We start from the raw sequence: 25270 nt of genomic DNA on the forward strand, positions 1-25270 counted from the left end.
CCGGGCCTCATCTACGGCCGTATACCGACGCCTCGTATGCTCGTCTCCATGAGTGCCCAGCCCGCTCATCGACGCGACGCCGCCGCGACGCGTGAAGCGATCCTCGCTGCTGCGGTCGTCGAGTTCACCGAGCATGGATACGCCGGAGCCGGGGTCCGCCAGATCGCCGAACGAGCGGGCGTGACGGCGATGATGATCAACCGCTATTTCGGATCGAAGGAGGGTCTTTTCGCCGAAGCCGTGGACCGTTCGTTCAGCCCGCCGACCGTCGTCGGTGGCGAACGCCGCGATCTGGCACGTGCCATCGCGCACACGCTTGCCGAACGTACGGCGCCTGACGCGGAGCGCCTCGACCCGTTCCTCCTGATGCTTCGTTCCGCGCCGGATCCCGAGGCGGCGAACATCGTCCGACAGGGCATCGAGGCCCACGTTGGCGCCCGCCTGGCGACGCTGCTGGGCGGTTCCGAGGCGGACGTCCGGGCTCAACTCGGGCTTGCGCTGGTCGCGGGGACCTGGTTGTTGCGCGCCGTCATCAACACCAGTGTGCTCTCCGCGGCCGACGACGACCGTCTCGCGGACCTGCTGACCGGCATGCTCGAACCGATCTGCCGGTCGGGCGACGTCGCGCCCGTCGCCGACCGCGCCGCCGACTGAGCCGGGCGGATCCGAGTCGGCGATGGGGGCGTCGGTCCGGCCCCGTCGGGTTCAGAACGCGGAGCGGATGAGCCCGCCGTCCACGCGGATCGTCGCTCCGCTGACGTATTCGGCGTAGTCACTGCACAGGTACGCCACCGCTGCCGCGATCTCCTCAGGCCTGCCGAACCGCCCGTGGTCGTTCGGGATGAGGGCCTCGACGGCGTTGGGCTGGATCTCCTCCCAGGTGTCGCCCCACCCGCGGGCGGGGCCGATCCCCGTGACGAATTCCTTCGTCGCCTCAACGAGGATCGCTCCGGGCGACACCACGTTCGAGGTGACACCGGTGCCCTTGAGCTCGCGGGCCAGTGACACCGCGAGATTGTGCCGGGCCGCCAGCGTGGCGTTGTACTGCGGGTGGGTGTTCATCGGCTGAAGGGCGAGACCACCACCGACCGTGACGACCCGGCCCCAGCAGCGCTCCCGCATCGCAGGGACCAGATGCTGAATCATCCGAACGCCCGAGACGACATTGACGTTGTAGGTGTGGCTCCACTCCGCAGGGGTCGCGTCCGCCCACGACAGGTGCCGGTAGAAGCCGGCGTTGTTGACGAGGATGTCGATGGGGCCGTCAGCGGTCGCCGCCCGGGCGACGTCCGCGGCGCCCTCGTCGGTGGTCAGGTCGCCCAGTGCCGTGGTGGCGGCCCCACCGGCCGCACGGATCGCCTCCGCGATCTCGTCCACGCGCCCTTCGTTCCGTCCGTGGATCACGATCTCGGCGCCCTTCGCTGCCAGCAACTTGGCGATGGCCGCACCGAGCCCGGCGCTCGATCCGGTGACGAGAGCGCGCTTTCCGGAGAGTTCGAGGTTCATCTTCGTGGCCTTCCGTCGAGGGGACCCCGCGCCATGACGACGGGGGAGGACGTCACTGCGAGTGAAGTATACAACTGTAGACTTAGCTCCCTCGGCGCGGTGCTTAAACGGCGTCAGGCCGGGCCCTAAGGTGGGTGATCGTGACGACTGAACGGTGGGCGCTGGGCGGCGATCTGAGCGTCGCGACGATCGGGTACGGCACGATGAAGCTGACCGGTTGGCCCAGCGGCGACCGGCCCGACCGGGAGACCGCTCTGGCCGTGCTGCGCCGGGCGGTCGAGCTGGGGGTGAACCACCTCGACACCTCGAACTACTACGCGCGCGACGGCGTGGCGGCCAACGACCTGATCAGAGAGGCGCTGTACCCCTACCCGGACGACCTGGTGATCGTGACCAAGGTCGGGGCGCTGGTCGAGGGCTCGGACATCGCCCTGCCCGCCGAGGAGAAGACCGGTCTCACACCCGACAACCTGCGCCGCGGCGTGGAGGCGAACCTGCGCTCGCTCGGCGTGGACCGTCTGGACGTGGTGAACCTGCGGATGGGCGACCTCGACCGCTCCCAGACGTCTCTGGCCGAGCCCCTGGAAGCGCTGCTCGCGCTCCGCGAGGAGGGCCTGATCCGTCACCTCGGAGTCTCCAACGTGACCGGCGCGGAGTTCGAGCAGGCCCGCGCGATCGCGCCGATCGCCTGCGTCCAGAACCTCTACAACCTCGCGCAGCGCGACGACGACCCGCTCGTCGACGTCTGCGCGGAGGCGGGCATCGCCTACGTGCCCTTCTTCCCGGTCGGCGGTTTCCGGCCCATCACGGCCGAGCGCCTGGAGGCCGTCGCCGCACGCCACGAGGCGACCGTGCCGCAGGTGGCCCTGGCCTGGCTGCTGGCCCGGTCCCCGAACATCCTGCCGATCCCCGGCACCGGCTCCCTGCGGCACCTGGAGGAGAACGTCGCCGCCGGCTCGCTGACCCTGAGCGCCGAGGACATGGCGGAGCTCGGGTAGGGGCGCTCGCACGTCGTCCGCGCCGGCACCGGTGGGCCGTCGTCCACGGTGCCGACGGTGGTCAGCGGACGAAAGGCGTGGCCGGGGCGGGGACCTCGGACAGCAGGCGGCGGGTGGTGGCCAGGCCCCAGCCGTCGAGATCGGCGATCCGGTCCGAGGACGCCCGCAGGCCGCCGTACCGCTCGACCGTGCGGGCCCATTCCTCGCGGCGCTCGACCGCCGGCCGGGCGATGAGGCAGTCCGGGTCGTTGACCCAGAACCGGCCGTGCTGCCAGGCGCGGCCGACCGTCGTCGTCGTGGCGGCCCGCTGCGACGGGCGGGACATGTCGCCGCCCGCCGGCTCGTACGCGGGATCGACGTCGGGGGAGACACGCATCGCGTCGACCAGGCCGACGCTCGGCAGGATCGGCGCGCCGCAGCCCAGCACGTACGCGTCCGGGCCGACCGTCTCCCGGATGACCGTCAGCCCGTGCCGGTAGGCGTCCAGACCGCCGAGCGCCCCGGCGTAAAGGAAGTCGAGCTTGAAATAGTCGAAGCCGCACGACCGCAGGGTGCCGAAGACCTCGCGGAGGTGGCCCTCCGCGCGAGCCACGTCGAGACCCCGCAGGTCCTGGTCCCAGTTGTGGCCCGCGTCGCCGGTCAGCCAATCGGGGTGGGCGCGGGCGAGGTCGCTGCGCGCGCCGACCAGGAACGGCGCGACCCAGATGCCGGGCCGCCGTCCCGCCGCGCGGATGCGGTCGGGCAGGCGTTCGAGCGAGGAGAACCGCCCGGAGTAGGTGAGCCAGTCGCCGATCTCCGCCTGCCAGCCGTCGTCGATCTGGATCACGTCGATCGGCAGGTCGTGCTCGCCGACGGCGTCGAGGTTCTCCAGGACGTCGTCCTCGGTGACCGCGCCGAAGTAGTGGTACCAGGAGCACCAGGCCGTCGGCGGGCGGCGGGGGGCGCGCGCGCCGACGCGGGCCGCGAAGTCGTCGGCCCACGCGGCGAGCGCCACCTCGAGAGGTCCTTCGAAGGCCGTCTCCTCGATCTCGCCGTCCGCCTCGACGGCGAGCGCGCCGTCGGCGTAGGCCGCCCGGATCGAGGGGACCTCCTTGGTGCCGTCGGGTGCGGCGTACACCCGGACCGGGCCGCCGTCGCCGGGATCGACGGCGAGCAGGCCCTCGCCCTGGAACCCCTGTTCCGGGCCGGGGCGGCCGGGGCGCCAGCACATGGTCTGCATCACCGGTTCCACCGGGCGGTGGCTCGTCGCGGTGACGGGGTACGTCGTCGAGGGGCTCCAGCTCTGCCAGCCGTGCTCGTACACCCGGCCCTTCTCGGAATCAACCCTTGGTCGCGCCACCGGTGAGACCCTTCACGAAGTGCTTCTGCAGTGCGAGGTAGAAGATCAGTACCGGCAGCGTGGCCAGGAACATCAGGGCGAAGACCGTGCCGAAGTCGGCCTGGTACTGCCCGATGGCCCGGTAGATGCCGGTCGTGATCGTCGTGCCCTGGCCCGGTCCGAGGATGACCAGCGGGTCGATGAAGTCGTTCCAGATCCACACGCCGAGGAAGATCAGCACGCTGGCGGTGGCCGGGCGCAGCAGCGGGAAGACGATGCGCCAGAAGATCTGGAACCGCCCGGCGCCGTCCATCGCCGCGGCCTCCTCCAGCTCGACGGGAATCGACCGGGTGAAGCCGGTGAAGACGAACACCCCGAACGGCACGTAGTAGCCCACGTTGAACAGCACGAGACCCTGGATCGTGGTCATCAGGTGCGCGAACCGCAGCACCTGCGTGATCGGGATCAGGATGACCTGCGGAGGGATCATCAGGCCGCACAACAGGAGCAGGGTGAGCCACCGGCCCCACCGGCTCTTGCTGCGGGCCAGGTAGTGCCCGAGCATCGACGACAGCACGGTCAGGATGAGGATCGACAGCGCCGTGACGACGACGCTGTTGGTGAGGCTCACCCAGAACAGCTGGTCCGGGCGGGTCAGCACGGCGGTGATGTTGTGCAGCGTCGGGGGGATCGGCAGCGACGCCGGCGACTTGGCGATCTTCGGGCCGGGCTTGATGACGTTGACGCACACGACGTACAGCGGCACGAAGAAGATCGCCGCGACGGCGGTGGCCACGAGCGGCCGGATCGAGCGCCTCACAGGCTCACCTCTCGCTTCTGCAGGATTCGGAGCGCGACCGCGGAGGCGATGGCCACGATGATCAGCATGACGATGGCCATCGCGGAGGCGTAGCCCTGGCGGTTCGCGTTGAAGCCGGTCTGCAGCACGTTGAAGGCGATCGTCGCGGTGGTGCCGGTGCCGGGACCGCCGTTCGTGATCACCTGGATGTGGTCGAACGCCTTGAACCCGGTGATCAGCATGACGATCGTGTTGATGGTCAGCGCGGGGGCCAGCAGCGGCCACGTGATCTTCCGGAATCGTTCGATCGGCCCGGCGCCGTCGATCTCCGCCGCCTCGTGCAACTCCTGGGGGATGCCCTGCAGTCCGGCGAGGTAGACGACCACGCAGAAGCCCAGCATCTGCCAGGACAGGATCGCGCCCACGGAGTACAGCGCGTACGACGGGTCGGAAAGCCAGCCTGGCGGATGCGCGACGCCCATCCCGCGCAGCGCCTGGTCGACCAGGCCGTCGTCGGCGAGCAGACGGGTCCAGACGATGCTGACCACGACCGAGCTGAGCACGACAGGCGTGAAGAACACGCTGCGCAGCGCGACATAGAGCCGGCCCCGGCGGTCGAGCAGCAGGGCCACGCCCAGGCCCAGGACGTTCGGGACGATCACCACGATGAGGGTCAGGATCGTCGTGACCTTCAACGAGGTGAGGAACTCCGAGTCCGTGAACAGGTCCTTGTAGTTGCTCAGCCCGACGAACCTCGTCTTCGGCCCGAACGGGTTGTAGTTGGTCAGGCTGTACCCGACGCTGACGGCGATCGGCGCCAGCACGAAGCAGACGTAGACCAGCACGCCCGGCGCGCCGAAGGACAGGAAGTGCCGTACACGCGGCCAGACCGGCCGCGGGCGGCGGGCGATCGCCGGCGAGCCGGTCCGCGTGGGCGGACGCGCCACTTCGACCGCCACGTCAGGAGGCCTTCTGCCATTCGGAGTCGAGGAGATTTCCGACGTCGGCCGCGCTCTTGCGCCCCGTCACCAGGTCGCCCATCGACGTGCTCCACTTGTCCGCGACACCGGGCAGCATGCCGTCGTCGCCGGCCTCGAAGCCGAACGCCGGGACCACCGCGTTCTGGGACTCAGCCCGCTTGAACATGTCGTAGCCGGTCTTGAAGACGGGCCCGGAGCCCGCCGGCGGGGTGTACCCCTTGATCGCCGGGAAGAGGCCGTCGTTCTTGGTCGAGGCGTCGAGGTTGGTCTTGTCGAGCTGGTACGCGAGCGCGAACTTCTTGGCCGCGTCCAGGTTCTTGGAGTGTGCGTTGACCAGCAGGCCGCCGCCGGTGAAGGTCGGCACCGCGAGCTTGCCGTCGTCGGAGGGCCAGAAGAACTGCCCGATGTCGAAGGAGGGCTTGGTCCTCGGGTCGTCGGCCGCCGCGGCGAACCAGTTGCCCATCGCGTACATCGCGCCCTTGCCGGATAGGAACGCCGACTGGGTCGCGGCGTAGTCCTGCGACAGCATCCGCTTGTCGATGTAGCCCTTGGACGCGAGGTCGGCGAGTTTGCCGGCGGCCTTCACGTAGTCCGGGCCGGCGAACTTCACCTTGCCCGCGCGGCGGTCGTGCATCCAGTTCGGGTTCTTGGCGTACAGGTCCGTGCCGAGGATGCCGGCGAACGTCGGGCCGAGCGCGTCGTGGATGTCCTTGCCGCCGCCGACCACGAACGGAGTGATGCCCTTGGCCTTGAGCTTCGCCGCGTCGGCCATCATCTCGCCGTACGTCTTCGGCGGGGTGGCGATGCCGGCCTTGGCGAACAGGCCCTTGTTGAAGTAGACGACCGGGATCGTCTGGCTGTTGGCCGGGAGCTGGTAGATCTTGCCGTTCACGGCGCCGTTGTTCGGGTAACTGAAGTCCGTCAGCTCGTTCGGCTGCCAGGCGTACAGGTTGCCGGCCTCGGCGAACCCGGCCGGCGAGACGGCGATCATCACGTCGGGGAGCTGCCCGGAGGTGAGCAGTTGCTTGGCGTACGCCGTGCGGTCCTGCGTCGGCGAGACGAGCTTCTTCACCGAGATGTCGGGGTACTTGTCGGTGACCCGCTTGATCGCCGCGTCCCAGACCTGCGGGGTCTGGTTGGGCGTCTCGAACACCAAGAACGTGATCTGCTTCTTGCCCTTGCCCCCGCCACCGCCGGAGCCGTCCTTGACCGAGCATCCGGTCATCGCGGCGACGGCGAGCACAGCCGCCGTCCCCAGCGCGATGATTCTCTTCACTGCGCCCACCCATCTCCCGCCAGGACAGCGAAAGGGACTCGAGACCTCCGACCTCTAGACCCGCTCCGCGCTGGAAAGGCTCGCCGGATACGCGACTTGACACGTATTGGTAGGATCACTTCCTACTTGTGGGCAGGAGCCGCTGTCAAGGGTCATTGGAAAGGTCCCTGCTAAATGCGGGTGGGAGTCGTCCCCCACTCGGTAGAGGCCTGCTTCAGCGGGAGTCGTCCACGTCCCGTACGGGCCCGGCGTCGACGATGACCAGTTCGCCCACCGTCTCGGACAGGGCCTTGCGGGCGTCGTCGCCGATGCCGGAGTCGGTGATCAGCACGTCGGCGTCGCCCAGCCGCGCGATCGTGGACAGGCCGACGGTGCCCCACTTGGTGTGGTCGGCGAGGACCGCGAGGCGGCGGGCCGCGGTGACCATGGCCCGGTCGGTCTCGGCCTCCATGAGGTTGGGCGTGGTGAACCCCGCGCGGGTGCTCATGCCGTGCACGCCCAGGAGCAGCAGGTCGACGTTGAGCGACCGGATGGCGCTGAGCGCGACCGGGCCGACGAGCGCGTCCGAGGGGGTGCGGATGCCGCCGGTCAGGACGATCGTCTGGTCCGCGCGGGCGGCGCGGTAGAAGACGTCGGCGATCCGTACGGAGTTCGTGACCACCGTCAGGTCGGGCACGTCCGTCAGGTGGTGGGCGAGGGTCCACGTGGTGGTGCCCGCGGACACGGCGATCGCCGTGCCGGGGCGGACGAGCTGGGCGGCGCGCCGGGCGATGGCCTCCTTCTCCTGCCGCTGGCGCACCGACTTGGCCGCGAAGCCGGGCTCCTCGGTGGACGCGGTGCCGACCGTGGTCGCGCCCCCGTGCACCTTCGTGACGAGCCCGCGATCGGACAGCACCTCGAGGTCGCGGCGGATCGTCATGTCCGAGACGCCGAACGCCCGGACGAGGTCGGCCACGCGGACGCCGCCGCGCTGCTGGACCAGCTCAAGGATCGCCTGCTGCCGCTGCTGGGCGAGCATCGTCCCCCCTTCACGCGTCGGGGCACCGGGGGCAGCGTCCCCTCCGAAACGACAGATGTCAACGCTGTCCAACAGGTGACTTATTTGGGTCTTGTTGGTTCGTGTTGACGGAGGTACGAATGCGGCGATCGTCGGATCACTCGACGGGAGCCTCGGGGGCAGCCGGACCGGACCAGCATCGGAAGGAAGGCAGAGCATGCGGACACGCGCACTCGGCGGCGCCTCCATCGCGGTCGCCGTCGTCCTCGGCCTTGCCGCCTGTTCGTCAGGCAAGGAGAGCACCTCCACCAACGCGAGCAAGAAGGTCTCCGGGAAGATCTCCATCGCCTACCTGCAGAAACAGGGGGACCAGCAGTACTTCATCGACGAGGCCCAGGGTGCCCAGGCCAAGGCCAGGCAGCTCGGCGGCGTGGACGTCAAGGTCGTCAACCTCGGCAACGACACCAACAAGGCCGTCTCGGAGACCCAGGCCGCGATCGCCCAGAAGGTCAACGGCGTGATCATCGTGCCGCCGGACCCGGCCGTCGGCCCGCAGATCGTGCAGACCGCCGCGGCCGCCAAGGTGGCCCTGCTGTCCAGCGACGACCAGATCTGCAAGAACGGCACCGACCCGTCGAAGTGCGCCAAGGACCAGCTCGTGCCGCGCGTCGGCTTCTCCGGCACCCAGATGGGCACCCAGGTCGGCCAGCGCGCCGGCGAGGAGTTCAAGAAAGCGGGGTGGAAGGCCGCCGACACCGCGATCATCGCCGCCTGGAAACAGGACGTCACCGTCTGCACCGACCGGGTCGTCGCCGCGCAGTCCGCGTTCGAGCAGGCCGCCGGGGTCAAGGTCCGCGTCGTCAAGGTCGGCACCGACAACACCCCGCCCGACGCCCAGTCCAAGACCGCGGCCGCCGTCTCCGGGAACCACTCGGTCAAGCACTGGGTCGTCTGGGGCTGCAACGACGAGAACGTCTCCGGCGCCGTCAACGCCATCCAGAACGCCGGCTACAAGGCCGCCGACGTCGACGGCGTCGGCCTCGGCGCGTACCTCGCCTGCAAGGACTGGGGCTCCGGCAAGCAGACCGGCATGCGGGCCGCGCTGTTCATCAACGGCTACGACGTCGGCGGCCTCGCCGTCCAGACGATGGTCGACTACCTCCGCCAGGGCAAGGCCATGCCACAGGAGGCGTTCGCCCCGACCAAGATGGTCGACCCCACGAACTGGCGGCAGTCCGGCGTGAAGTGCACCTGACCCCCTGATGTCACCGGCGTCCGCCGGTCGATCGGGGCGGTGCGGCGCCGCCACGCCGTACCGCCTCACCGTGCGCAACCCCAGAGGAGACGATTGCATGCGCACAGTCCGTTCCCTCACCTCCGCTCTCACCGCACTCGCGGTGGGGGCCGCGTCCGCCGTCGCCCTCGCCCTCACCTCCGCCGCGCCGGCGGCGGCGCTCGACAACGGCCTGGCCCTGACCCCGCAGATGGGTTTCAACAACTGGAACGCCACCCACTGCGGCGCGGACTTCAACGAGGCCATGGTGAAGGGCATCGCCGACCTGTTCGTGTCCTCAGGACTGAAGGACGCCGGCTACGAGTACGTCAACCTCGATGACTGCTGGGCCGAGCACGATCGCGACGCGAACGGCGACCTGGTCCCGAACAGGACGCGCTTCCCGAGCGGGATCCGGGCGCTCGCCGACTACGTGCACTCCAAGGGCCTCAAACTGGGCATCTACAGCAGCGCGGGGACCATGACCTGCGCCAACACCATGCCCGGCGCGCTCGGTCACGAGGAGCAGGACGCCAGGTCCTGGGCGTCCTGGGGCGTCGACTACCTCAAGTACGACAACTGCAACAACCAGGGTGTGGACGCCGTCCAGCGCTACACCAAGATGCGCGACGCGCTGAAGGCGACCGGGCGGCCGATTCTCTACTCCCTCTGCGAGTGGGGTTCCAACAAGCCCTGGCTGTGGGGCAAGGACGTCGGCGATTCCTGGCGCACCACGGGGGACATCTCCGACAGCTACGGATCCATGCTGTCGATCGTCCACCAGAACATGGTCCTCGCGCAGTACGCCGGGCCGGGGCACTGGAACGATCCCGACATGCTCGAGGTCGGCAACGGCGGCATGACAGACACCGAGTACCGCTCGCACTTCAGCCTCTGGTCGATCATGGCGGCCCCGTTGCTCATCGGCGCCGACCTGCGCAAGGCGTCCGCCACGACGATGTCGATCCTCGAGAACAGAGAGGTCATCGCCGTCGACCAGGACAAGCTCGGCGTCCAGGGCGCACCGATCAGCACCGAGGGCGGCCGTGACGTGTTCGTCAAACGACTGGCGAACGGTGACCGCGCGGTGGCGCTGTTCAACGAGGCGGACTCCCCGCAGCGGATCGTCACCTCGGCGAGCGACATCGGCCTGCCCGCCGGGGCCGCGTACACGGTGCGCGACCTGTGGACGCACAGAACCCACGAGACCGCCGGCGTGATCGCCGCGACCGTTCCCGCGCACGGCACCGTGATGTACCGCGTCGCCGCGGACCGGTCGTGGGCGAAGTACCCGCCGGCGGTGGACCTCGGCATCGGCCTGCCGACGGCCTACCCGGGCGCGCTGCCCATCGTCCAGCCCGGCGAGGACGCCACGGTGACCACCACCGTCGCGAACGCCGGCCGCCGGCCGGCACTCCGGGTGAGGGCCACGCTGGCCGGCCCTGACGGCTGGACGGTCGAGGCCGCCTCCGCGCGGACCCGCTCGGCGCTGCCGACCGGGAGATCGCTGACGACGAACTGGACGGTACGGCCCCCGGCCGACGCCACGCCCGGCACCTACACGCTGACCGCCCGGGCCGAGACCGCCGATGAGACCCTGACGAGCACCGCGCAGGTGACGGTGCTGACGCTGGCCGCGCCGCCGCCCGGCACGTCCTACCTCAGTGACCTGACGTGGGTTCGCTCGGCGAACGGCTGGGGCCCGGTCGAGAAGGACCGGAGCAACGGTGAGACCGGGGCCGCCGACGGCCACCCGATCACCATCAACGGCGTCGTGTACCAGAAGGGACTGGGCGCGCACGCCCCGAGCAGCATCGAGTACTACGTCGCCAAGCGCTGCACGGCGGTGTCCGCCGATGTGGGCGTGGACGACGAGAAGACCCAGAACGGCTCGGTCACCTTCGAGATCTGGGCCGACGGCGCCAAGGTCGCCGACAGCGGCCTGCTCACGACGGCCGACCCGGCCGAGCACCTGACCGCGGACGTCTCCGGCGCCCGGTTCGTCCGGCTGATCGTCACCGACGGCGGCAACGGAACCGACAGCGACCACGCGGACTGGGCCGACGCCAAGGTCACCTGCGCCTGACCCTCACGCGGGGCGGCCCCCGGGCCGCCCCGCCCTCGCACGTCGTCCGGCCGCGCGCCGGGAGAGGAGGAGCCACATGACGGAGCCGCGGGTTTCGGGAGGAGGCCGGACAACGGAACTGCGGGCCGTGGGCGTCTCCAAGCGGTTCGCCGGGGTACGCGCCCTCGACGACGTCACGCTGGACTTTCCCGGCGGCGCCGTCACCGCCCTCATGGGCGAGAACGGTGCCGGCAAGTCCACCCTCATCAAGATCATCAACGGTGACCACCTGCCGGACGGCGGGCGGATCCTCCTCGACGGCGCGCCGCTCGCCCTGCACGCTCCCGCCGACGCCCGGCGCGCCGGCATCCGGGTGATCCCCCAGGAGCCCGAGATCGTGCCGCACGTCTCGGTCGCCGAGAACGTCTACCTGGGCGCGCTGCCCCGCAGGGCCGGCCGGACGTTCGACCGGGCCGGGCTGCGCGCCCGGGTCCGCGCGGACCTGCGGCGGCTCGGCTTCGAACGCGTCCTCGACCCCGACACCCTCGGCTCGCGCCTGACGGCCGCGCAGCGGCAGCTCGTGGAGATCCTCCGCGCCCTGACCACCGACGCGAGGGTGATCGCGTTCGACGAGCCGACGTCGTCGCTGTCGGAGAACGAGGTCGAGGCGCTGTTCGCGCTGATCGGGCGGCTGCGCGACCAGGGCCTGGCGGTGATCTACGTCTCCCACCGGTTGCAGGAGATCTTCCGGCTCGCCGACCGCATCGCCGTGCTCCGCGACGGCGGGCTGGTCGGCGTCCGCGATGTCGACCGGACCGACGAGGCCGAGATCGTACGGATGATGGTGGGCCGCGACCTGTCCGACATGTTCGCCCGGGAGCACAGCGCCACGGACGAGGTCGTCCTCGAGGTCGACTCCGTGACCACCGACGACGTCCGCGACGTCAGCCTCACCGTACGGGCGGGCGAGGTCGTGGCGCTGGCCGGCTTGGTCGGCGCGGGCCGGTCCGAGCTGGCCGGGGCGATCGTCGGCGACCTGCCGATCCGCTCCGGCGAGGTCCGGGTCGGCGGCCGGCCGGTGCGCCTGCGCCAGCCCCGCGACGCCGTACGGGCCGGCATGGGGTACGCGCCGGAGGAGCGCAAGGCCCAGGCCCTCCTCATGGAGCGGTCGGTCCGCGACAACACCTCCCTCGTCGTGCTGGACCGGCTGCGCCGGTTCCGGTTCGTCCGGCGCGCCGAGGAACGCCGCCTGACCAGGGAGTACGTCGACCGGCTCAACGTCCGTACCCCCGACATCGAGCACGAGGTGCGCAAACTCTCGGGCGGCAACCAGCAGAAGGTCGTCCTGGCGCGCTGGCTGGCCCGGAAGCCGAAGGTGCTCATCCTCGACGAGCCGACGCGCGGCATCGACGTCGGCGCCAAGGCCGAGATCTACCACCTCATCGACGACCTCGCCCGGTCGGGCGTGGCCATCCTCGTCATCTCCTCGGAGCTGCCCGAGGTGCTGGGGCTGGCCGACCGCGTCGTCGTCATGCAGAACGGCCACGTCACCGGCGAACTCGCCCGCGCCGACGCCACCGAGGAGACCATCCTCGGGCTCGCCATGGCCGAGGACCTGTCCACGACCGTGCAGGAGGACATCCAGTGACCGAGCGAAGCGAGGGAACCGATGAGCACAGCACCTTGGCCATGAGGCCGACGAAGGAGGTCTCATGACGAGGACGACCGCCGCACGCGAGCCGGTGGACGCCGAGAACCGGGCGAGCGCGCCCCGCCGGATCCTGACCACGATCGGGCCACAGAACATCAGCCTGGTCGCCGCCCTGGTCGTCGTGGTCGCCATCTTCACGTTCCTCAACTCCGGCTACCTGACATGGTCGAACGTCCAGGTCATCGGGGAGGCGGCCACCGTGGCCGGGCTGCTGGCGGTGGTGCAGACCGTCGTCATCATCTGCGGCGCGATGGACATCTCCGTCGGCTCCCAGGCCGGCGTGGCCTCCGTCATCTCCGCGATGGCGTTCATGTCGACCGGGCACGACCCGTTCCTGGGCATCGCCGCCGCGGTCGGCGTCGGCGTAGTGGCCGGGTTCCTCAACGGCCTGGTCATCGTCTACGGGCGGGTCAACCCGGTGATCGCGACGCTGGCCACCCTCGCGGCGTACAAGGGCGTCGCCCAGCTGATCTCCGGCGGCCGCGCGCAGGGCTTCGTCCTCGGCGACGACCTGTTCATCTTCATCGCCCGCGGCCGGATCGCCGGGCTACCGGTGCAGGTCTGCGTCCTGCTGGTGGTCGCGCTGGCGATCCACCTGATGCTCAAGTACACCGACGTCGGGCGGAACGTCTACGCCATCGGCGGCAACGACACGGCGGCGCGGCTGGCCGGCATCAACATCAACAAGTACCTGATCTCGGTGTACGTACTGGCCGGGATCATCGCCGCGCTGGCCGGGATCATCCTCACCGCCCGTACGGGCTCCGGGCAGCCGACGAGCGGCAGCGAGGGCCTGGAACTGCAGTCCATCACGGCGGCCGCGCTGGGCGGCGCGGCGCTCAAGGGCGGCAAGGGCGGGGTCGCCGGCACGCTGCTGGCCGTCCTGCTGCTCGGCGCCCTGAACAACGGCCTCAACGTCGTCGGCGTCAACACGTTCTGGCAGAACGTCGCGCAGGGCGCCCTCCTCGTCATCGCGGTGATCATCCAGCAGCGCCGTACGGGCGAGCGGGCGGTCGGCCTGCCCACCTGACCCGGTTCCCGCACGCTTATCCCGATGCGGTGGGGTAGGCATGTGTCATCGGCGATCTCGGGGAGGAGACACATGCTCGGACTGCCGGACGGGGTCACGGCCTGCCTGTTCGACATGGACGGAGTGCTGACCCGCACCGCGACGGTGCACGCGGCGGCGTGGAAGGCGATGTTCGACGAGTTCCTGCGGCAGCGCGAGGGGCCGTCGTTCCGGCCGTTCGACGAGGTCGAGGAGTACGACGAGTACGTCGACGGCAAGCGCCGGGAGGACGGGACGCGCTCGTTCCTGGAGTCGCGCGGCATCACCCTGCCGGAGGGCTCGCCCGATGACCCGCCGGGCGCCCCGACGATCGAGGGACTGAGCAAGCGGAAGAACGAGCTCGTGCTGCGCGAGCTCGAGGAGAACGGCGCCGAGGTGTACCCCGGATCGGTGGACTACGTACGGGCCGCCCGCGCGGCCGGCCTGTCCACCGCGGTGGTGTCGTCGAGCGCCAACACCGCGCAGGTCCTGGACGCCGCCGGCATCGCGGACCTGTTCGACGCGCGGATCGACGGGCTGACGGCCAAGGAGCGGAACCTGGCGGGCAAGCCCGCGCCCGACATGTTCCTGGCCGGGGCCGAGGCGCTCGGCGTTCCGCCGTCGCGGGCGGTGGTCTTCGAGGACGCGCTGGCCGGCGTGGCGGCCGGGCGCGCGGGCGGCTTCGGGCGCGTCGTCGGCGTCGATCGGATCGGCCAGGCCGCGGCGCTGAAGGAACACGGCGCCGACACCGTCGTGGCGGACCTGTCGGAGCTGCTGCCCGGCGACCGCGACGGCGACGGCGACGGCGAAGGGGAGCGCGCATGATCCGGCAGGCCGCGTACACGGTCGAACCCTGGTGCGTCCGCGAGCAGAGCCTGGACCTGGACACCCTGGCGCAGAGCGAGTCGGTGTTCGCGCTGTCCAACGGCCACATCGGGCTGCGCGGGAACCTCGAGGAGGGCGAGCCGCACGGGCTGCCCGGCACCTACCTGAACTCGGTGTTCGAGCTGCGGCCGCTGCCCTACGCCGAGGCAGGCTACGGCTACCCCGAGTCCGGGCAGACCGTCATCAACGTCACCAACGGCAAGCTGATCCGGCTGCTCGTCGAGGATGAGCCGTTCGACGTCCGCTACGGCGAGCTGCGCTCCCACGAGCGGACGCTCGACTTCCGCGCGGGGACGCTGACGCGGAAGGTCGAGTGGACGTCCCCGGCGGGGGACTCGGTGCGGGTCCGCACGGTCCGGCTGGTCTCGCTGGTGCAGCGCGGCGTCGCGGCGATCCACTACGAGGTCGAGGCCGTGGACCGGCCCATGCGCATCGTCGTGCAGTCCGAGCTGGTCGCCAACGAGTCCCTGCCCGACTTCGGCAGGGACCCGAGAGCGGCCGGGCGGCTGGAGTCTCCGCTGGTCGGAGAGGAGTCGGTGGCCGACAAGGACACCGCCGTCCTGGTGCACCGCACCCGCCACAGCGGGCTGCGGGTCGCCGCGGCGATGGGCCACGAGGTGGAGGGCCCCGACTGCAAGATCACCACGGACAGCTTCGAGGACGTCTGCCGCTACACGATCGCCACCCGCCTCCAGCCGGGACAGCGGCTGAGCGTGGTCAAGTACCTCGCCTACGGTTGGTCCAGCCGCCGGTCCCGGCCCGCGGTGCACGACCAGGTGATCGCGGCGCTGGCCGCGGCCAAGATGACCGGCTGGGACGGACTCGTCCACGAACAGCGCGAGTTCCTCGACGACTTCTGGGCGGGCGCCGACGTCGAGGTGGAGGGCGACGCCGAGGTCCAGCAGGCCGTACGGTTCGGGCTGTTCCACAGTCTGCAGGCCGGTGCCCGCGCCGAGCGCCGTCCCATCCCGGCGAAGGGCCTGACCGGCCCCGGCTACGACGGTCACACGTTCTGGGACACCGAGACGTTCGTGCTCCCGCTGCTGACCTACACCCGGCCGGAGGCCGCCGCGGACGCGCTGCGCTGGCGGCACTCGACCCTCGATCTGGCCCAGGAACGGGCCGAACAGCTCGGGCTGGAGGGCGCCGCGTTCCCGTGGCGGACGATCGCCGGGCAGGAGTGCTCCGGGTACTGGCCGGCCGGCACGGCGGCGTTTCACATCAACGCGGACATCGCCGACGCCGTCATCCGCTACACCGACGCCACGGGCGACGACGACTTCTCCCGCGACGTCGGCCTCGACATCCTCGTGGAGACCGCGCGGCTGTGGCGCAGCCTCGGCCACCACAACGCCAAGGGCAGGTTCCGCATCGACGGCGTCACCGGCCCGGACGAGTACAGCGCGCTGGCGGACAACAACATCTACACGAACCTCATGGCCCAGCGGAACTTCCGGGCCGCCGCCGACCTCGCCGAGGAGTACCCCGAGCAGGCGCGCCGGATGGGCGTCACCGAGGAGGAGACGGCGGGCTGGCGGGACGCCGCGAACGCCATCGTCATCCCCTACGACAAGCGGCTCGAGGTGCATCCGCAGAGCGAGGGCTTCACCCACCACGCGCGTTGGGACTTCGAGAACACCCCGCCCGACAACTATCCGCTGCTGCTGAGCTACCCGTACTTCGACATCTACCGCAAGCAGGTCGTCAAGCAGGCCGACCTCGTGCTGGCCCTGCACCTGCGCGGCGACGCGTTCACCGCCGACGAGAAGCTCCGCGACTTCGTCTACTACGAGGGCCTGACCGTACGCGACTCCTCGCTGTCGGCCTGCACCCAGGCCGTGATCGCGGCCGAGACCGAGCACCTCGAGCTCGCCCACGACTACCTCGGCGAGGCCGCGCTGATGGACCTGCGCGACCTGGAGCACAACACGCGCGACGGCCTGCACATCGCCTCCCTCGCCGGAACCTGGACCGCGCTCGTCGCCGGGCTCGGCGGGATGCGGCAGTACACCGCGCGGCTGAGCTTCGCGCCCCGGCTGCCTCCCGGGATCTCCCGGCTCTCGTTCCGGATGCGGTTCCGCGGACGGTGCCTGAAGGTCACGTTCGGCCACGACACGGCGGTGTACGAGCTGCTGGGCGGCGAACCGCTGGAGATCGACCACTACGGGCGGCCGGTCCGGCTCGACGGCGGCGCCGTGCGGGTCGACGTCCCGGCGGTCCCGTCCCGGCCCAGCCCCGCGCAGCCGCCCGGCCGCGAGCCCGTCCGCCGCGAGGGGACCGCCCGGTAGGGTCGCGGGTGTCCTCCCGATGCGAACGAGGCTGATCTGTGTGATCATCCCCACAGGCGCCGGAGGGAGGATCGCGTGGACGTACGTCAGATGCGATACATCCTCGCCGTCGCCCAGACCGGAAGCGTGCGCCGGGCGGCCCAGCTGCTGAGCGTCGCGCAGCCGACGCTCTCGCAGCAGCTCGGCATCGTCGAGCGGGAGGTGGGCGCGCCGCTGTTCGAGCGGACGGCGCGCGGCATGCACCTGACGCCGGTCGGCGAGGTCTTCGCGGCCCACGCGGAGGCGGTCCTCGGCGTCTTCGACCAGGCGCTCACGGCGGTGTCCGAGGCGGTGGCGGGCGACCTCGGCGGGCTACGGCTCGCGGTCGCCGACGGGCTGTCCGACGTCGTGCGCGCGATCCTCGGCACGCTGCGCGGCCTCGCGCCCGACGTGAGCGTTCGGCTGACCCGGATGCGCACCGCCGAGCAGGTCGCGCAGATCGTCCGGGAGGACGTGCAGGCGGGCCTGGGGTACCGTCCGGTGCCCGCCGCCGAGGGCGTCTCCCGCCTGGTCGTCCACCGGGCCCAGGTCCGCGCGCTGCTGCCGCGCGGCCACGCGCTCGCCGCACGGGAGGCCATCTCCCTGGCCGACCTCGCCGAAGAACCGCTGATCCTGCCGAGGACGGCCGAGGCGGCGCGCTTCGTCGACCAGTTCGTCGGGCGCGGCCTGCATCCGCGGTTCGGCCCGGCCGCCTTCGGCCACGACCTGGTCCCCCTGCTGGTCGCGGCGGGGGAGGGCTACACGCTCTGCGTACGGGAGGCGGCGCCGGTCCCGGCGGGCCTGGTGTTCCGGCCGATCCTGGAGCCCATGCCGCCGATCGAGGTCGTGCTGCTGTGGCGGCGTGAGGCCGCCGGCGCCCTCCCCGCGCTGGTCGCGGCCGCCCGGCACATCACCCACTGAGGGGCGAACTCACAGCGTGGCGTCCGAGTTGGCGGGGACGGTGGCCTTGATCGCGCCGGTGAGCTCGTTCAGCACGTCGCCGGGCGGGGTGTACTTGGGCGGCACGGTCACCTCGACGTACGCGTGCCGGCCGACGGCGGTGAACGTGACCGGGCGGTCCGGCGGCACCGGCAGCCAGGACACCCCGTTGATCACTGCGAGCTGGGACGTCAGGTGCAGCCCCGTCGGGCGCGGCACGCCGCAGCGCACCACGATGGCCGGGGATCCCCACGCGGTGACGAGGTCCGAGCGCGGACTGGTCGACCGGCGCTTCAGGCCGTGCAGGCGCTGCGGCAGCCGGTCGTGGAAGGCACGGCACAACGACACGGCCGACGCCGGCGGGTGCGGCACCGGAACCTCGACCTCGCTCGCGCCGCATCCGGCCGCGACCACCGCGAGCGCCGCCACGACCGGCGTCACCCGCCGGAGCGGCACCGGAGCCCCACCCCTCGCCGCCGGAGGACGTCCGGTGGTGCAGACTGACGGTGGTGCGGACAACGGTCTCAGATGTGGACGATGGGGCAGGTCAGGGTGCGCGTGATCCCCTCGACCGACTGGATCTGGGCGACGACGAGCTTGCCGAGCTCATCGACGTTGTTGGCGGTGGCGCGGACGATGACGTCGTACGGCCCGGTGACGTCCTCGGCGAGCGTGACCCCCTGGATGCCGGAGATCTCACGGGCCACCTCGGCCGCCTTGCCGACCTCGGTCTGGATGAGGATGTAGGCCTGCACCATCACGTCCTCCCTTAAAACGGCCATCAGCGGCAACCGTACCGCGTCTTGATCGGAGGTGGGTCATCAGCATCGGGGAACTCGGCGAGTTCGGGCTGATCGCTCGAATCACCGGACGTCTGGGCCAGGGGCCCGAAGTGGAACTCGGGCCCGGCGACGACGCCGCCATCGTGCGCGCCCCCGGCGGACGCGTCGTCGCGACGACGGACCTGCTCGTCGAGGGCCGGCACTTCCGCCGTGACTGGTCCCCGCCGTACGACATCGGGCGGAAGGCCGCCGCGCAGAACCTCGCGGACGTCGTGGCGATGGGCGCCCGGCCGACCGCCCTGCTCATCGGGTTCGGCGCTCCGCCCGGCACGGCGGTCGACTGGGTCGACGCTTTGTGCGACGGGCTGCGCGACGAGTGCGCGCAGGTGGAGGCGGGGGTCGCCGGAGGCGACATCGTGCGCGCCGAGGCGGTGGTGCTCGCGGTCACCGCTCTCGGCGCCCTGGACGGCCCGGCGATCACCCGGTCCGGGGCCCGGCCCGGTGACGTCGTCGCGGTGGCCGGTCGGCTCGGCCACGCCGAAGCCGGCGTGGAACTGCTGTCGGCGGGACTGCGGGAGCCGGCCGACCTGATCGACGCGCACCGGCGTCCCCGGCCGCCGTACGCCACCGCGCTGCGCGCCCGGGAGTTCGGGGCGACCGCGATGCTCGACGTCAGCGACGGCCTTGTCCAGGACCTCGGGCACATCGCGGAGTCGGCCGGCGTGCGGATCGAGATCGACGGGGCGGCCGTGCCCGTGCCGCCCGTGCCGGACGGACTGCGGCTGGCCCTCACGGGCGGTGAGGACCACGCGTTCGCGGCGACGTTCCCGGAGGGGGCGGAGTTGCCCGCGGAGTGGCGGACGATCGGCAGGGTGGTCGACGGGCCCGCCGAGGTTCTCGTGGACGGAAGGCCATACCGGGGTGGCGGATGGGACCATTTCCGCCTGCCGTAGCGGTGAGTTGTCGCAGTTCGCATCGGCGGTCTGGTAGGCATGGGCTGTGTGCTTTTGGTATACATCCCGAGACCGGAGAGGGACGGGATGGGACGACACACCAGGAAGCCGGAGGACGGCTCGCGGGCGGATCCGGAGGATGACCGTCCAGGCCGGAACCGGAGGTTCGGCAAGGTGCCGCTCCTGCCGACGGTCGCCGGTGTCCTGGCGATCGGTGCGATCATCTCCGCCGTCAGCACGCAGCAGATCTCACTGAACTTCGCGGGCGGTACGCCGTCCGGCGGAGCGTCACCGATCGTGACCATGTCCGGCCCGGCGAACCCGCGCACCGCACGGAACGACGCCTCGCAGAGCGGCCGGGTCAGCCGCGGCACGGGACGCTCCGACGTCGCCGTGACCGTGCGGACCACCTCCGCGTCGGCCCGCGGCTTCCAGGGCGAGGCGACGATCGCCAACCACGGCACCACCTCCGTGCGGGGCTGGACCCTCGCCCTGCGGTACGCCCAGGCGAGGATCACCGGCGTGACGGGCGGCAGCGCGGTCCGCACCGGCACGGTGCTGGTCGTCCGCAACCCGGCGGCCCGGCCCGCCATCGCTCCGGGCCGGACCGTGACCGTGCGGTTCACCGCCACGGGGACGGGGACGGCGCCGTCCGCCTGCACTTTCAACGGGAAGTCCTGCCGACCGTAGAGTGGTCGCCATGACGACTCCGCCCCGGGTCCTGACGATCGCCGGCTCCGACTCCGGAGGCGGCGCGGGCATCCAGGCCGACCTCAAGACGATGCTCGCCCTCGGCGTGCACGGCATGAGCGTGATCGCCGCCGTCACCGCGCAGAACTCCCTCGGCGTCCAGGGCTACTGGGAGCTGCCTCCCGAGGCCGTGCGCGCCCAGCTCGACTCGGTCCTGTCCGACATCGGGGCGCAGGCGATCAAGACCGGGATGCTCGCCTCCTCGGTGCTCGTGGAGACCGTCGCCGAGGTGCTGGCCGGCGTGGACGCCCCGATCGTCGTCGACCCGGTGGGGGTCTCCAAGCACGGAGACGCGCTGCTGGCCCCGGAGGCGGTCGGCGCGGTCCGGTCCGCGCTGCTCCCGCTGGCCACCGTCGTCACCCCGAACCTCTGGGAGGTCGAGCAGCTCACCGGCATCAAGGTCGAGGACGAGAGCGGGATGCGCCGGGCCGCCGAGGCGGTCAAGGCCCTCGGTCCGCGGTGGGTGCTGATCAAGGGCGGTCACCTGCCCGGCGACCCGGTCGACCTGCTCTTCGACGGCACGACGGAGCACCGATTCCCCGGACGGCGGCTCGACAACCTGCACACGCACGGCACCGGATGCACGCTCGCGTCGGCCATCGCCTCTCACCTCGCACGCGGCGAGGACGTCGTCGCGGCGGTCGGCCGGGCGAAGGAGTACATCACCGGCGCCATCGAGCACGGCTTCCCGCTGGGCGGCGGCATCGGGCCGGTCGACCACGCGTGGGAGTTCCATCGCGTCCGGCCGGTCGTCCGCCCCTGACCCGGGGTGAGGCCCCGCGCGTCACGCGGGGCCCCGGGCCCGGTCTCGATCTCGGCGGGGCGACGGTCATCAGCAGTAGTCGCAGCCCCAGCCGCCGCCGTAACTGTAGCCGTAGCCGCCGTAATCCCAGCCCCAGTCGTCGTCGTCATAGCCCCAGCCCCAGCCGTCGGTGCGGATCTGGCCGACGAGATGGCCGGTGGCGGCGTGGTGAGGTGCGGCGGCGACGGTGTGGTGCGGTGCCACGGTGACGGCCTGTGCGCCGGCGGCCGGGGCGGCACCCAGCGCCAGAGCGGCGGCTCCGGCGGCGGCCGCTCCTGAGATGGCGAGCGCCATCCGCTTCGGAATGCTCATGGAAGACACCTCTTTGCTTGATCGACGGATAGGGGTGGTTGCTCGCTGTCGGTAATGAGCCGATATGCGGCGCTATCCACTGTCCACCCGACCTCGCGCCACCCCCGAAATCAACCCATGAATAGCTAAAAGTTGAAACTTCACCATTGCTTGGTGAGGGTGCAGCGCGTGCTTTAGCGGTCCCGGAAGCGGCGGTGCTCCGGGCCGGCTCGCGGCCGTCGCCCCGGCCCCTGCGATCGGGCATTCTCCGAGGTCGGCCCCGTGCGTCAAGGTGGTGAAGATCGTGATTAAAGGGCGTCGCGCAATATGCCCGATGTCGGTCAAGTAGCGCATCGCGAAGGTTTCGCCCGTTGATTCCGGAGGGCGGACGTTGTGCAGTTGAACTCGGAGGAACAACTACGAAAGCGACCAATTGCCTGAGCGTCTCCGAAGGCGGCCGGGCGAAGGGCGCGGCGTCACGTGGGACGAGAGGAGGTGTCCTTCATGCGCGGAGCGAAGAAGCCGGCGGTCGTCATGGCGGGACTGGCCCTTGCCGGAGCCATCGCGTTCGCCTTCGGAGCGCCCGGAGCGCCCTCCACCGCGACCGCGTCGCATCACGTCGCCGTCGGCCATGGCGGAGACGGCTGCGACAACTGGGGAGACTGCTGGGACACCTGGGGCGCCCGCGGCTACTGACGAGCCGCCTGCCCGCGCCGCGTACGGGCGACGGGCCGGGCCGGCGTGAGGAGCCCGTACCGGACGCCGCCCGGCGGCCCCGGCGTGAACACGATCAGGTCACCGGCACGATCCGCGCGTCGAGGAGACGGCCCTCGTCGATGTCCAGCAGGCCGATCGTGCCGTGCGGCTGGCGCCGGCGGTCGGTCGGAGAGCCGGGGTTGAAGATGCGCAGCCCCTCGCCGCTCTCGTCCAGCGGGATGTGCGAGTGGCCGAAGACGACCAACCGCGCCTCCGGGAAGCGGCGGCGCATCCGGCGCAGCCGGCCCTTGGCGGGGCCGCTGTCGTGGATCACCCCCACCGGAAGGCCGGCCAGCTCCAGCTCCAGAACCTCCGGAGCGCCCCACTCCGCGACGTCGACGCCGTCATTGTTGCCGCGCACGACGCGTACGGGCGCGTAGCCGGCGAGCTCGTCGAGCACCGAGGGCACGCAGACGTCCCCGGCGTGCAGGATGAGATCGGCGTCCCGGAGGTGCGCCGCCACCGCGGGCGGGCAGCCCCGCCACCGACGGGGGGCGTGCGTGTCGGCGAGCGCGACCACTCTCATGCGCCGCATGATGCCCGGCCGTGACCGGCGCATGCCACCCGCGCGACGGCCGCACGACGTACGGCGATGGAGGGGCGACGTCCGGGTGGAAGAGGCGGTCCGGGGCGCGGCCTCCGGGTGGGAAGCCGGTGCTCAGGCGGGAGCAGGCGCCCGCGCCCAGGCGCGGGAGTCGGCGTACGGCGGTGGGGAGCGCCGCCGTGACAAAGCGAACGGCCGGTCCGTGTGGAGCGGACCGGCCGTTCAGTGTGCCCGGTGAGAGCACAGTCCAGGGGCGCCTCGCGGCGCTCGGGGAGGCGGCGTCAGCGGGCGGCGGGCCGGGTGACCTTGCCGGCCTTGATGCACGACGTGCAGACGTTGATCCGCTTGGTGGTGCGGCCGACGACCGCTCGCACCCGCTGGATGTTCGGGTTCCAGCGGCGAGGGGTGCGGCGGTGCGAGTGAGAGACGCGCATGCCGAACCCCGGCCCCTTGCCGCAGATCTCGCAGACGGAAGCCATGGGATGCGCTCCAAAGTGTTTGGAAGGGTGGAAGCCCGGAATTCGGGCGCTCGTCAAAAGAGTCCCCGACGGGACCCAGAGGTCAAGACTAGCCGACACCCGCCCAGAGACGCGAATCGAGCAGCCCTCACGTGCGGTAAGTCTAAAGTTATTCCCCTGGGAGGTGGCGTGGGCGAGGTTCTCGACGCCGCGGCGGTACGACGCTGGTGCCGGTTGGCGGCGGACGCGCTGGGCCGCACGCGTGCGGGGATCGACGCGCTGAACGTCTTCCCCGTACCCGACGGCGACACCGGGACCAACCTCCACCTCACCCTGCTCGCGGCGGCGGAGCGCCTCGACGGGCTGCCCGGCGACGCGGACGCCGCGGCCGCCTGGCGGACCCTCGCCGAGGGCGCGCTCCTGGGCGCCCGCGGCAATTCCGGAGTGATCCTCAGCCAGATGCTGCGCGGCATGGCCGACGTGCTGGGCGCGGGCGGCGGCCTGGACGCCGCACTGGGGAACGCCGCCGACCTCGCGTACCGGGCCGTCGCCCATCCGGTCGAGGGAACGATGCTCAGCGTGCTGCGCGAGGCCGCGGGAGCGACCCTCCTCGCCGCCGATCCCGGCGTCACCGCGTGGACGGCGGCGGAGCGGGCACGCGCCGCGCTGCGGCGGACGCCCGACCACCTCGACGTGCTCGCCCGCAACGGCGTGGTCGACGCGGGCGCGGCCGGGCTGTGCGTCGTCCTGGAGACGCTCGCCGCCGTGGTGAGCGGGGAGTACCCCGAGACGTACGACGTGCCGCGCCGCAGCCAGGAGCACCTGCCGGAGGACGCGCCGCGGCCCGGAGGCGGCGGAGCGTACGAGGTGATGTACCTCCTCGACGCCGACGACGGCCCGGTGACGGAGCTGCGCGCGGAACTGGACGCCCTCGGCGACTCCCTCGTCGTGGTCGGCGGCGAGGGACTGTGGAACGTCCACGTGCACACCGACGACGCCGGCGCGGCCATCGAGGCCGGGCTGCGCGCCGGCCGCCCGTACCGCGTCCGGGTGACCTACCTGGACGCCGCGCAGGACCGGCCCGCCCGGCGCACCGGCCGGGGCGTCGTCGCGGTGGCCGCCGGCGACGGCCTCGCCGCGCTGTTGGAGGAGCACGGCGCCCGGGTCGTGCGCCGCGTCTCCGGGCACGTTCCCGGCCTGGCCGAGCTGACCGAGGCGATCACCGAGGCGGGGAACGAGGTCGTCGTGCTGCCGGACGACGGGACGGTGCTGGCCGTCGCCGAGTCCGCCGCCCGGCAGGCGAGGGAGGACGGCGTGCACGCGGCGGTCGTCCCGGCGAGGGCGTCGGTGCAGAGCCTGGCGGCGCTCGCGGTCCACGACCCGCTGCGACGGTTCGAGGACGACGTGATCGCCATGACCCGCGCGGCGGGCGCGACGCGGTCCGGCCGGCTCGAGACCGCCGGGAGCGAGGCGGTGACGAGCGCCGGGATGTGCCGGCCCGGAGACGTCCTCGGCCTCGTCGACGGCGACGTCGCGGCCATCGGCGCGGACGCCTCCGTCCTGGCGGCGGGCGTTCTCGACCGCATGCTGTCCCCGGGCAGTGAACTGGTCACGCTGATCGTCGGTGACGGCGCTCCGGACGGTCTCGCCGACCGGGTCTGCGAGCGCCTGTACGCCGTCCGGCCCGACGTGGAGGTCGCCGTCTACCACGGCGGTCAGGACCGCCATCTGCTCCTCATCGGGGTCGAATAGGCGGGTTCGGGGCGCCGCAGGGACGGGTCCGCCGTCTCCTGTCCGGCCGAGCCGGTAGAACAGAGGAAGCGAGGCTGCTAA

25 protein-coding genes are annotated in these 25270 nt (G+C 71.5%); 14 read left to right on the plus strand and 11 right to left on the minus strand.

Annotated features, from left to right (window positions below; all coding sequences use genetic code 11):
- The first annotated feature begins 48 nt into the window (after positions 1-48).
- Positions 49-654, plus strand: coding sequence for a TetR/AcrR family transcriptional regulator (locus ABD978_RS28250; RefSeq protein WP_345361110.1), 606 nt, complete (start codon positions 49-51; stop codon positions 652-654).
- Positions 655-705: 51 nt separating this feature from the next.
- On the opposite strand, the gene ABD978_RS28255 is transcribed toward ABD978_RS28250, so the two are convergent.
- Positions 706-1506 (minus strand): SDR family NAD(P)-dependent oxidoreductase, encoded by an 801-nt coding sequence (locus ABD978_RS28255; protein WP_345361113.1) that lies wholly within the window; start codon positions 1504-1506, stop codon positions 706-708.
- Positions 1507-1646: 140 nt separating this feature from the next.
- Here ABD978_RS28255 and ABD978_RS28260 point away from each other — a divergent pair, with 140 nt between their 5' ends.
- A complete protein-coding gene (locus ABD978_RS28260) occupies positions 1647-2504 on the plus strand; it encodes an oxidoreductase (RefSeq protein ID WP_345361116.1) in 858 nt (285 codons plus the stop codon).
- Between the two features lie 61 nt (positions 2505-2565).
- Here the strand turns inward: ABD978_RS28260 and ABD978_RS28265 are convergent, their stop codons facing one another.
- The 5 genes from ABD978_RS28265 to ABD978_RS28285 all read right to left on the minus strand — a co-directional run bounded on the left by ABD978_RS28265 (position 2566) and on the right by ABD978_RS28285 (position 7895).
- Positions 2566-3843 (minus strand): glycoside hydrolase family 36 protein, encoded by a 1278-nt coding sequence (locus ABD978_RS28265; RefSeq protein ID WP_345361119.1) that lies wholly within the window; start codon positions 3841-3843, stop codon positions 2566-2568.
- Complete coding sequence (locus tag ABD978_RS28270) at positions 3824-4642, minus strand: carbohydrate ABC transporter permease (RefSeq protein WP_345361122.1); 819 nt, start codon at positions 4640-4642, stop codon at positions 3824-3826. Before ABD978_RS28270 ends, ABD978_RS28265 begins: the two co-directional genes overlap by 20 nt.
- Complete coding sequence (locus ABD978_RS28275; RefSeq protein WP_345361125.1) at positions 4639-5580, minus strand: carbohydrate ABC transporter permease; 942 nt, start codon at positions 5578-5580, stop codon at positions 4639-4641. Before ABD978_RS28275 ends, ABD978_RS28270 begins: the two co-directional genes overlap by 4 nt.
- Position 5581: 1 nt before the next feature.
- On the minus strand, positions 5582-6877 hold the full coding sequence (locus ABD978_RS28280) for an ABC transporter substrate-binding protein (protein WP_345361128.1): 1296 nt from the start codon (positions 6875-6877) through the stop codon (positions 5582-5584).
- A 214-nt stretch (positions 6878-7091) separates the two neighbouring features.
- The gene (locus ABD978_RS28285) at positions 7092-7895 is read right to left on the minus strand and encodes a DeoR/GlpR family DNA-binding transcription regulator (protein ID WP_345361131.1); all 804 of its coding nucleotides are present in this window, start codon (positions 7893-7895) and stop codon (positions 7092-7094) included.
- Positions 7896-8091: 196 nt separating this feature from the next.
- On the opposite strand from ABD978_RS28285, the gene ABD978_RS28290 reads away from it, so the two are divergent.
- From ABD978_RS28290 to ABD978_RS28320, 7 genes are all read left to right on the plus strand, one after another.
- On the plus strand, positions 8092-9129 hold the full coding sequence (locus ABD978_RS28290; protein ID WP_345361134.1) for a substrate-binding domain-containing protein: 1038 nt from the start codon (positions 8092-8094) through the stop codon (positions 9127-9129).
- 97 nt (positions 9130-9226) lie between these two features.
- Positions 9227-11233, plus strand: coding sequence for an NPCBM/NEW2 domain-containing protein (locus tag ABD978_RS28295; RefSeq protein ID WP_345361137.1), 2007 nt, complete (start codon positions 9227-9229; stop codon positions 11231-11233).
- Between the two features lie 76 nt (positions 11234-11309).
- A complete protein-coding gene (locus ABD978_RS28300; protein ID WP_345361140.1) occupies positions 11310-12860 on the plus strand; it encodes a sugar ABC transporter ATP-binding protein in 1551 nt (516 codons plus the stop codon).
- Between the two features lie 64 nt (positions 12861-12924).
- Positions 12925-13953: an ABC transporter permease gene (locus ABD978_RS28305; protein ID WP_345361143.1), complete on the plus strand. Its 1029-nt coding sequence runs from the start codon at positions 12925-12927 to the stop codon at positions 13951-13953.
- A gap of 72 nt (positions 13954-14025) precedes the next feature.
- Complete coding sequence (locus tag ABD978_RS28310; protein ID WP_345361146.1) at positions 14026-14796, plus strand: beta-phosphoglucomutase family hydrolase; 771 nt, start codon at positions 14026-14028, stop codon at positions 14794-14796.
- On the plus strand, positions 14793-17144 hold the full coding sequence (locus ABD978_RS28315; RefSeq protein ID WP_345361149.1) for a glycoside hydrolase family 65 protein: 2352 nt from the start codon (positions 14793-14795) through the stop codon (positions 17142-17144). The genes ABD978_RS28310 and ABD978_RS28315 overlap by 4 nt, the downstream gene beginning before the upstream one ends.
- A gap of 75 nt (positions 17145-17219) precedes the next feature.
- Positions 17220-18083: a LysR family transcriptional regulator gene (locus tag ABD978_RS28320; protein ID WP_345361152.1), complete on the plus strand. Its 864-nt coding sequence runs from the start codon at positions 17220-17222 to the stop codon at positions 18081-18083.
- Positions 18084-18092: 9 nt separating this feature from the next.
- Here the strand turns inward: ABD978_RS28320 and ABD978_RS28325 are convergent, their stop codons facing one another.
- Complete coding sequence (locus ABD978_RS28325) at positions 18093-18557, minus strand: DUF3515 domain-containing protein (RefSeq protein ID WP_345361155.1); 465 nt, start codon at positions 18555-18557, stop codon at positions 18093-18095.
- A 68-nt stretch (positions 18558-18625) separates the two neighbouring features.
- Positions 18626-18859, minus strand: a complete 234-nt coding sequence (locus ABD978_RS28330) for an Lrp/AsnC family transcriptional regulator (RefSeq protein WP_345362467.1) — start codon at positions 18857-18859, stop codon at positions 18626-18628.
- A gap of 62 nt (positions 18860-18921) precedes the next feature.
- On the opposite strand from ABD978_RS28330, the gene ABD978_RS28335 reads away from it, so the two are divergent.
- The 3 genes from ABD978_RS28335 to thiD all read left to right on the plus strand — a co-directional run bounded on the left by ABD978_RS28335 (position 18922) and on the right by thiD (position 21349).
- Positions 18922-19836 carry a thiamine-phosphate kinase gene (locus ABD978_RS28335; RefSeq protein WP_345362470.1) on the plus strand — a complete coding sequence of 305 codons (915 nt, stop codon included), beginning with the start codon at positions 18922-18924 and terminating at the stop codon, positions 19834-19836.
- Positions 19837-19923: 87 nt separating this feature from the next.
- Positions 19924-20526 (plus strand): cellulose binding domain-containing protein, encoded by a 603-nt coding sequence (locus tag ABD978_RS28340; protein ID WP_345361158.1) that lies wholly within the window; start codon positions 19924-19926, stop codon positions 20524-20526.
- Between the two features lie 10 nt (positions 20527-20536).
- Positions 20537-21349 carry a bifunctional hydroxymethylpyrimidine kinase/phosphomethylpyrimidine kinase gene (thiD, locus tag ABD978_RS28345; RefSeq protein WP_345361161.1) on the plus strand — a complete coding sequence of 271 codons (813 nt, stop codon included), beginning with the start codon at positions 20537-20539 and terminating at the stop codon, positions 21347-21349.
- A 69-nt stretch (positions 21350-21418) separates the two neighbouring features.
- On the opposite strand, the gene ABD978_RS28350 is transcribed toward thiD, so the two are convergent.
- Positions 21419-21700, minus strand: a complete 282-nt coding sequence (locus ABD978_RS28350) for a hypothetical protein (RefSeq protein ID WP_345361164.1) — start codon at positions 21698-21700, stop codon at positions 21419-21421.
- A gap of 483 nt (positions 21701-22183) precedes the next feature.
- On the opposite strand from ABD978_RS28350, the gene ABD978_RS28355 reads away from it, so the two are divergent.
- Positions 22184-22375 carry a hypothetical protein gene (locus tag ABD978_RS28355; RefSeq protein WP_345361167.1) on the plus strand — a complete coding sequence of 64 codons (192 nt, stop codon included), beginning with the start codon at positions 22184-22186 and terminating at the stop codon, positions 22373-22375.
- 94 nt (positions 22376-22469) lie between these two features.
- On the opposite strand, the gene ABD978_RS28360 is transcribed toward ABD978_RS28355, so the two are convergent.
- Both ABD978_RS28360 and rpmB read right to left on the minus strand, forming a co-directional pair.
- Positions 22470-22961 carry a metallophosphoesterase family protein gene (locus ABD978_RS28360; RefSeq protein ID WP_345361170.1) on the minus strand — a complete coding sequence of 164 codons (492 nt, stop codon included), beginning with the start codon at positions 22959-22961 and terminating at the stop codon, positions 22470-22472.
- Between the two features lie 299 nt (positions 22962-23260).
- Positions 23261-23458 carry a 50S ribosomal protein L28 gene (rpmB, locus tag ABD978_RS28365; RefSeq protein ID WP_252847644.1) on the minus strand — a complete coding sequence of 66 codons (198 nt, stop codon included), beginning with the start codon at positions 23456-23458 and terminating at the stop codon, positions 23261-23263.
- Between the two features lie 168 nt (positions 23459-23626).
- Here rpmB and ABD978_RS28370 point away from each other — a divergent pair, with 168 nt between their 5' ends.
- The gene (locus tag ABD978_RS28370; RefSeq protein ID WP_345361174.1) at positions 23627-25189 is read left to right on the plus strand and encodes a DAK2 domain-containing protein; all 1563 of its coding nucleotides are present in this window, start codon (positions 23627-23629) and stop codon (positions 25187-25189) included.
- Positions 25190-25270: the final 81 nt, after the last annotated feature.

The sequence above is a fragment of the Actinoallomurus liliacearum genome, assembly GCF_039542035.1.
In the GTDB taxonomy this organism is placed as follows: domain Bacteria; phylum Actinomycetota; class Actinomycetes; order Streptosporangiales; family Streptosporangiaceae; genus Actinoallomurus; species Actinoallomurus liliacearum.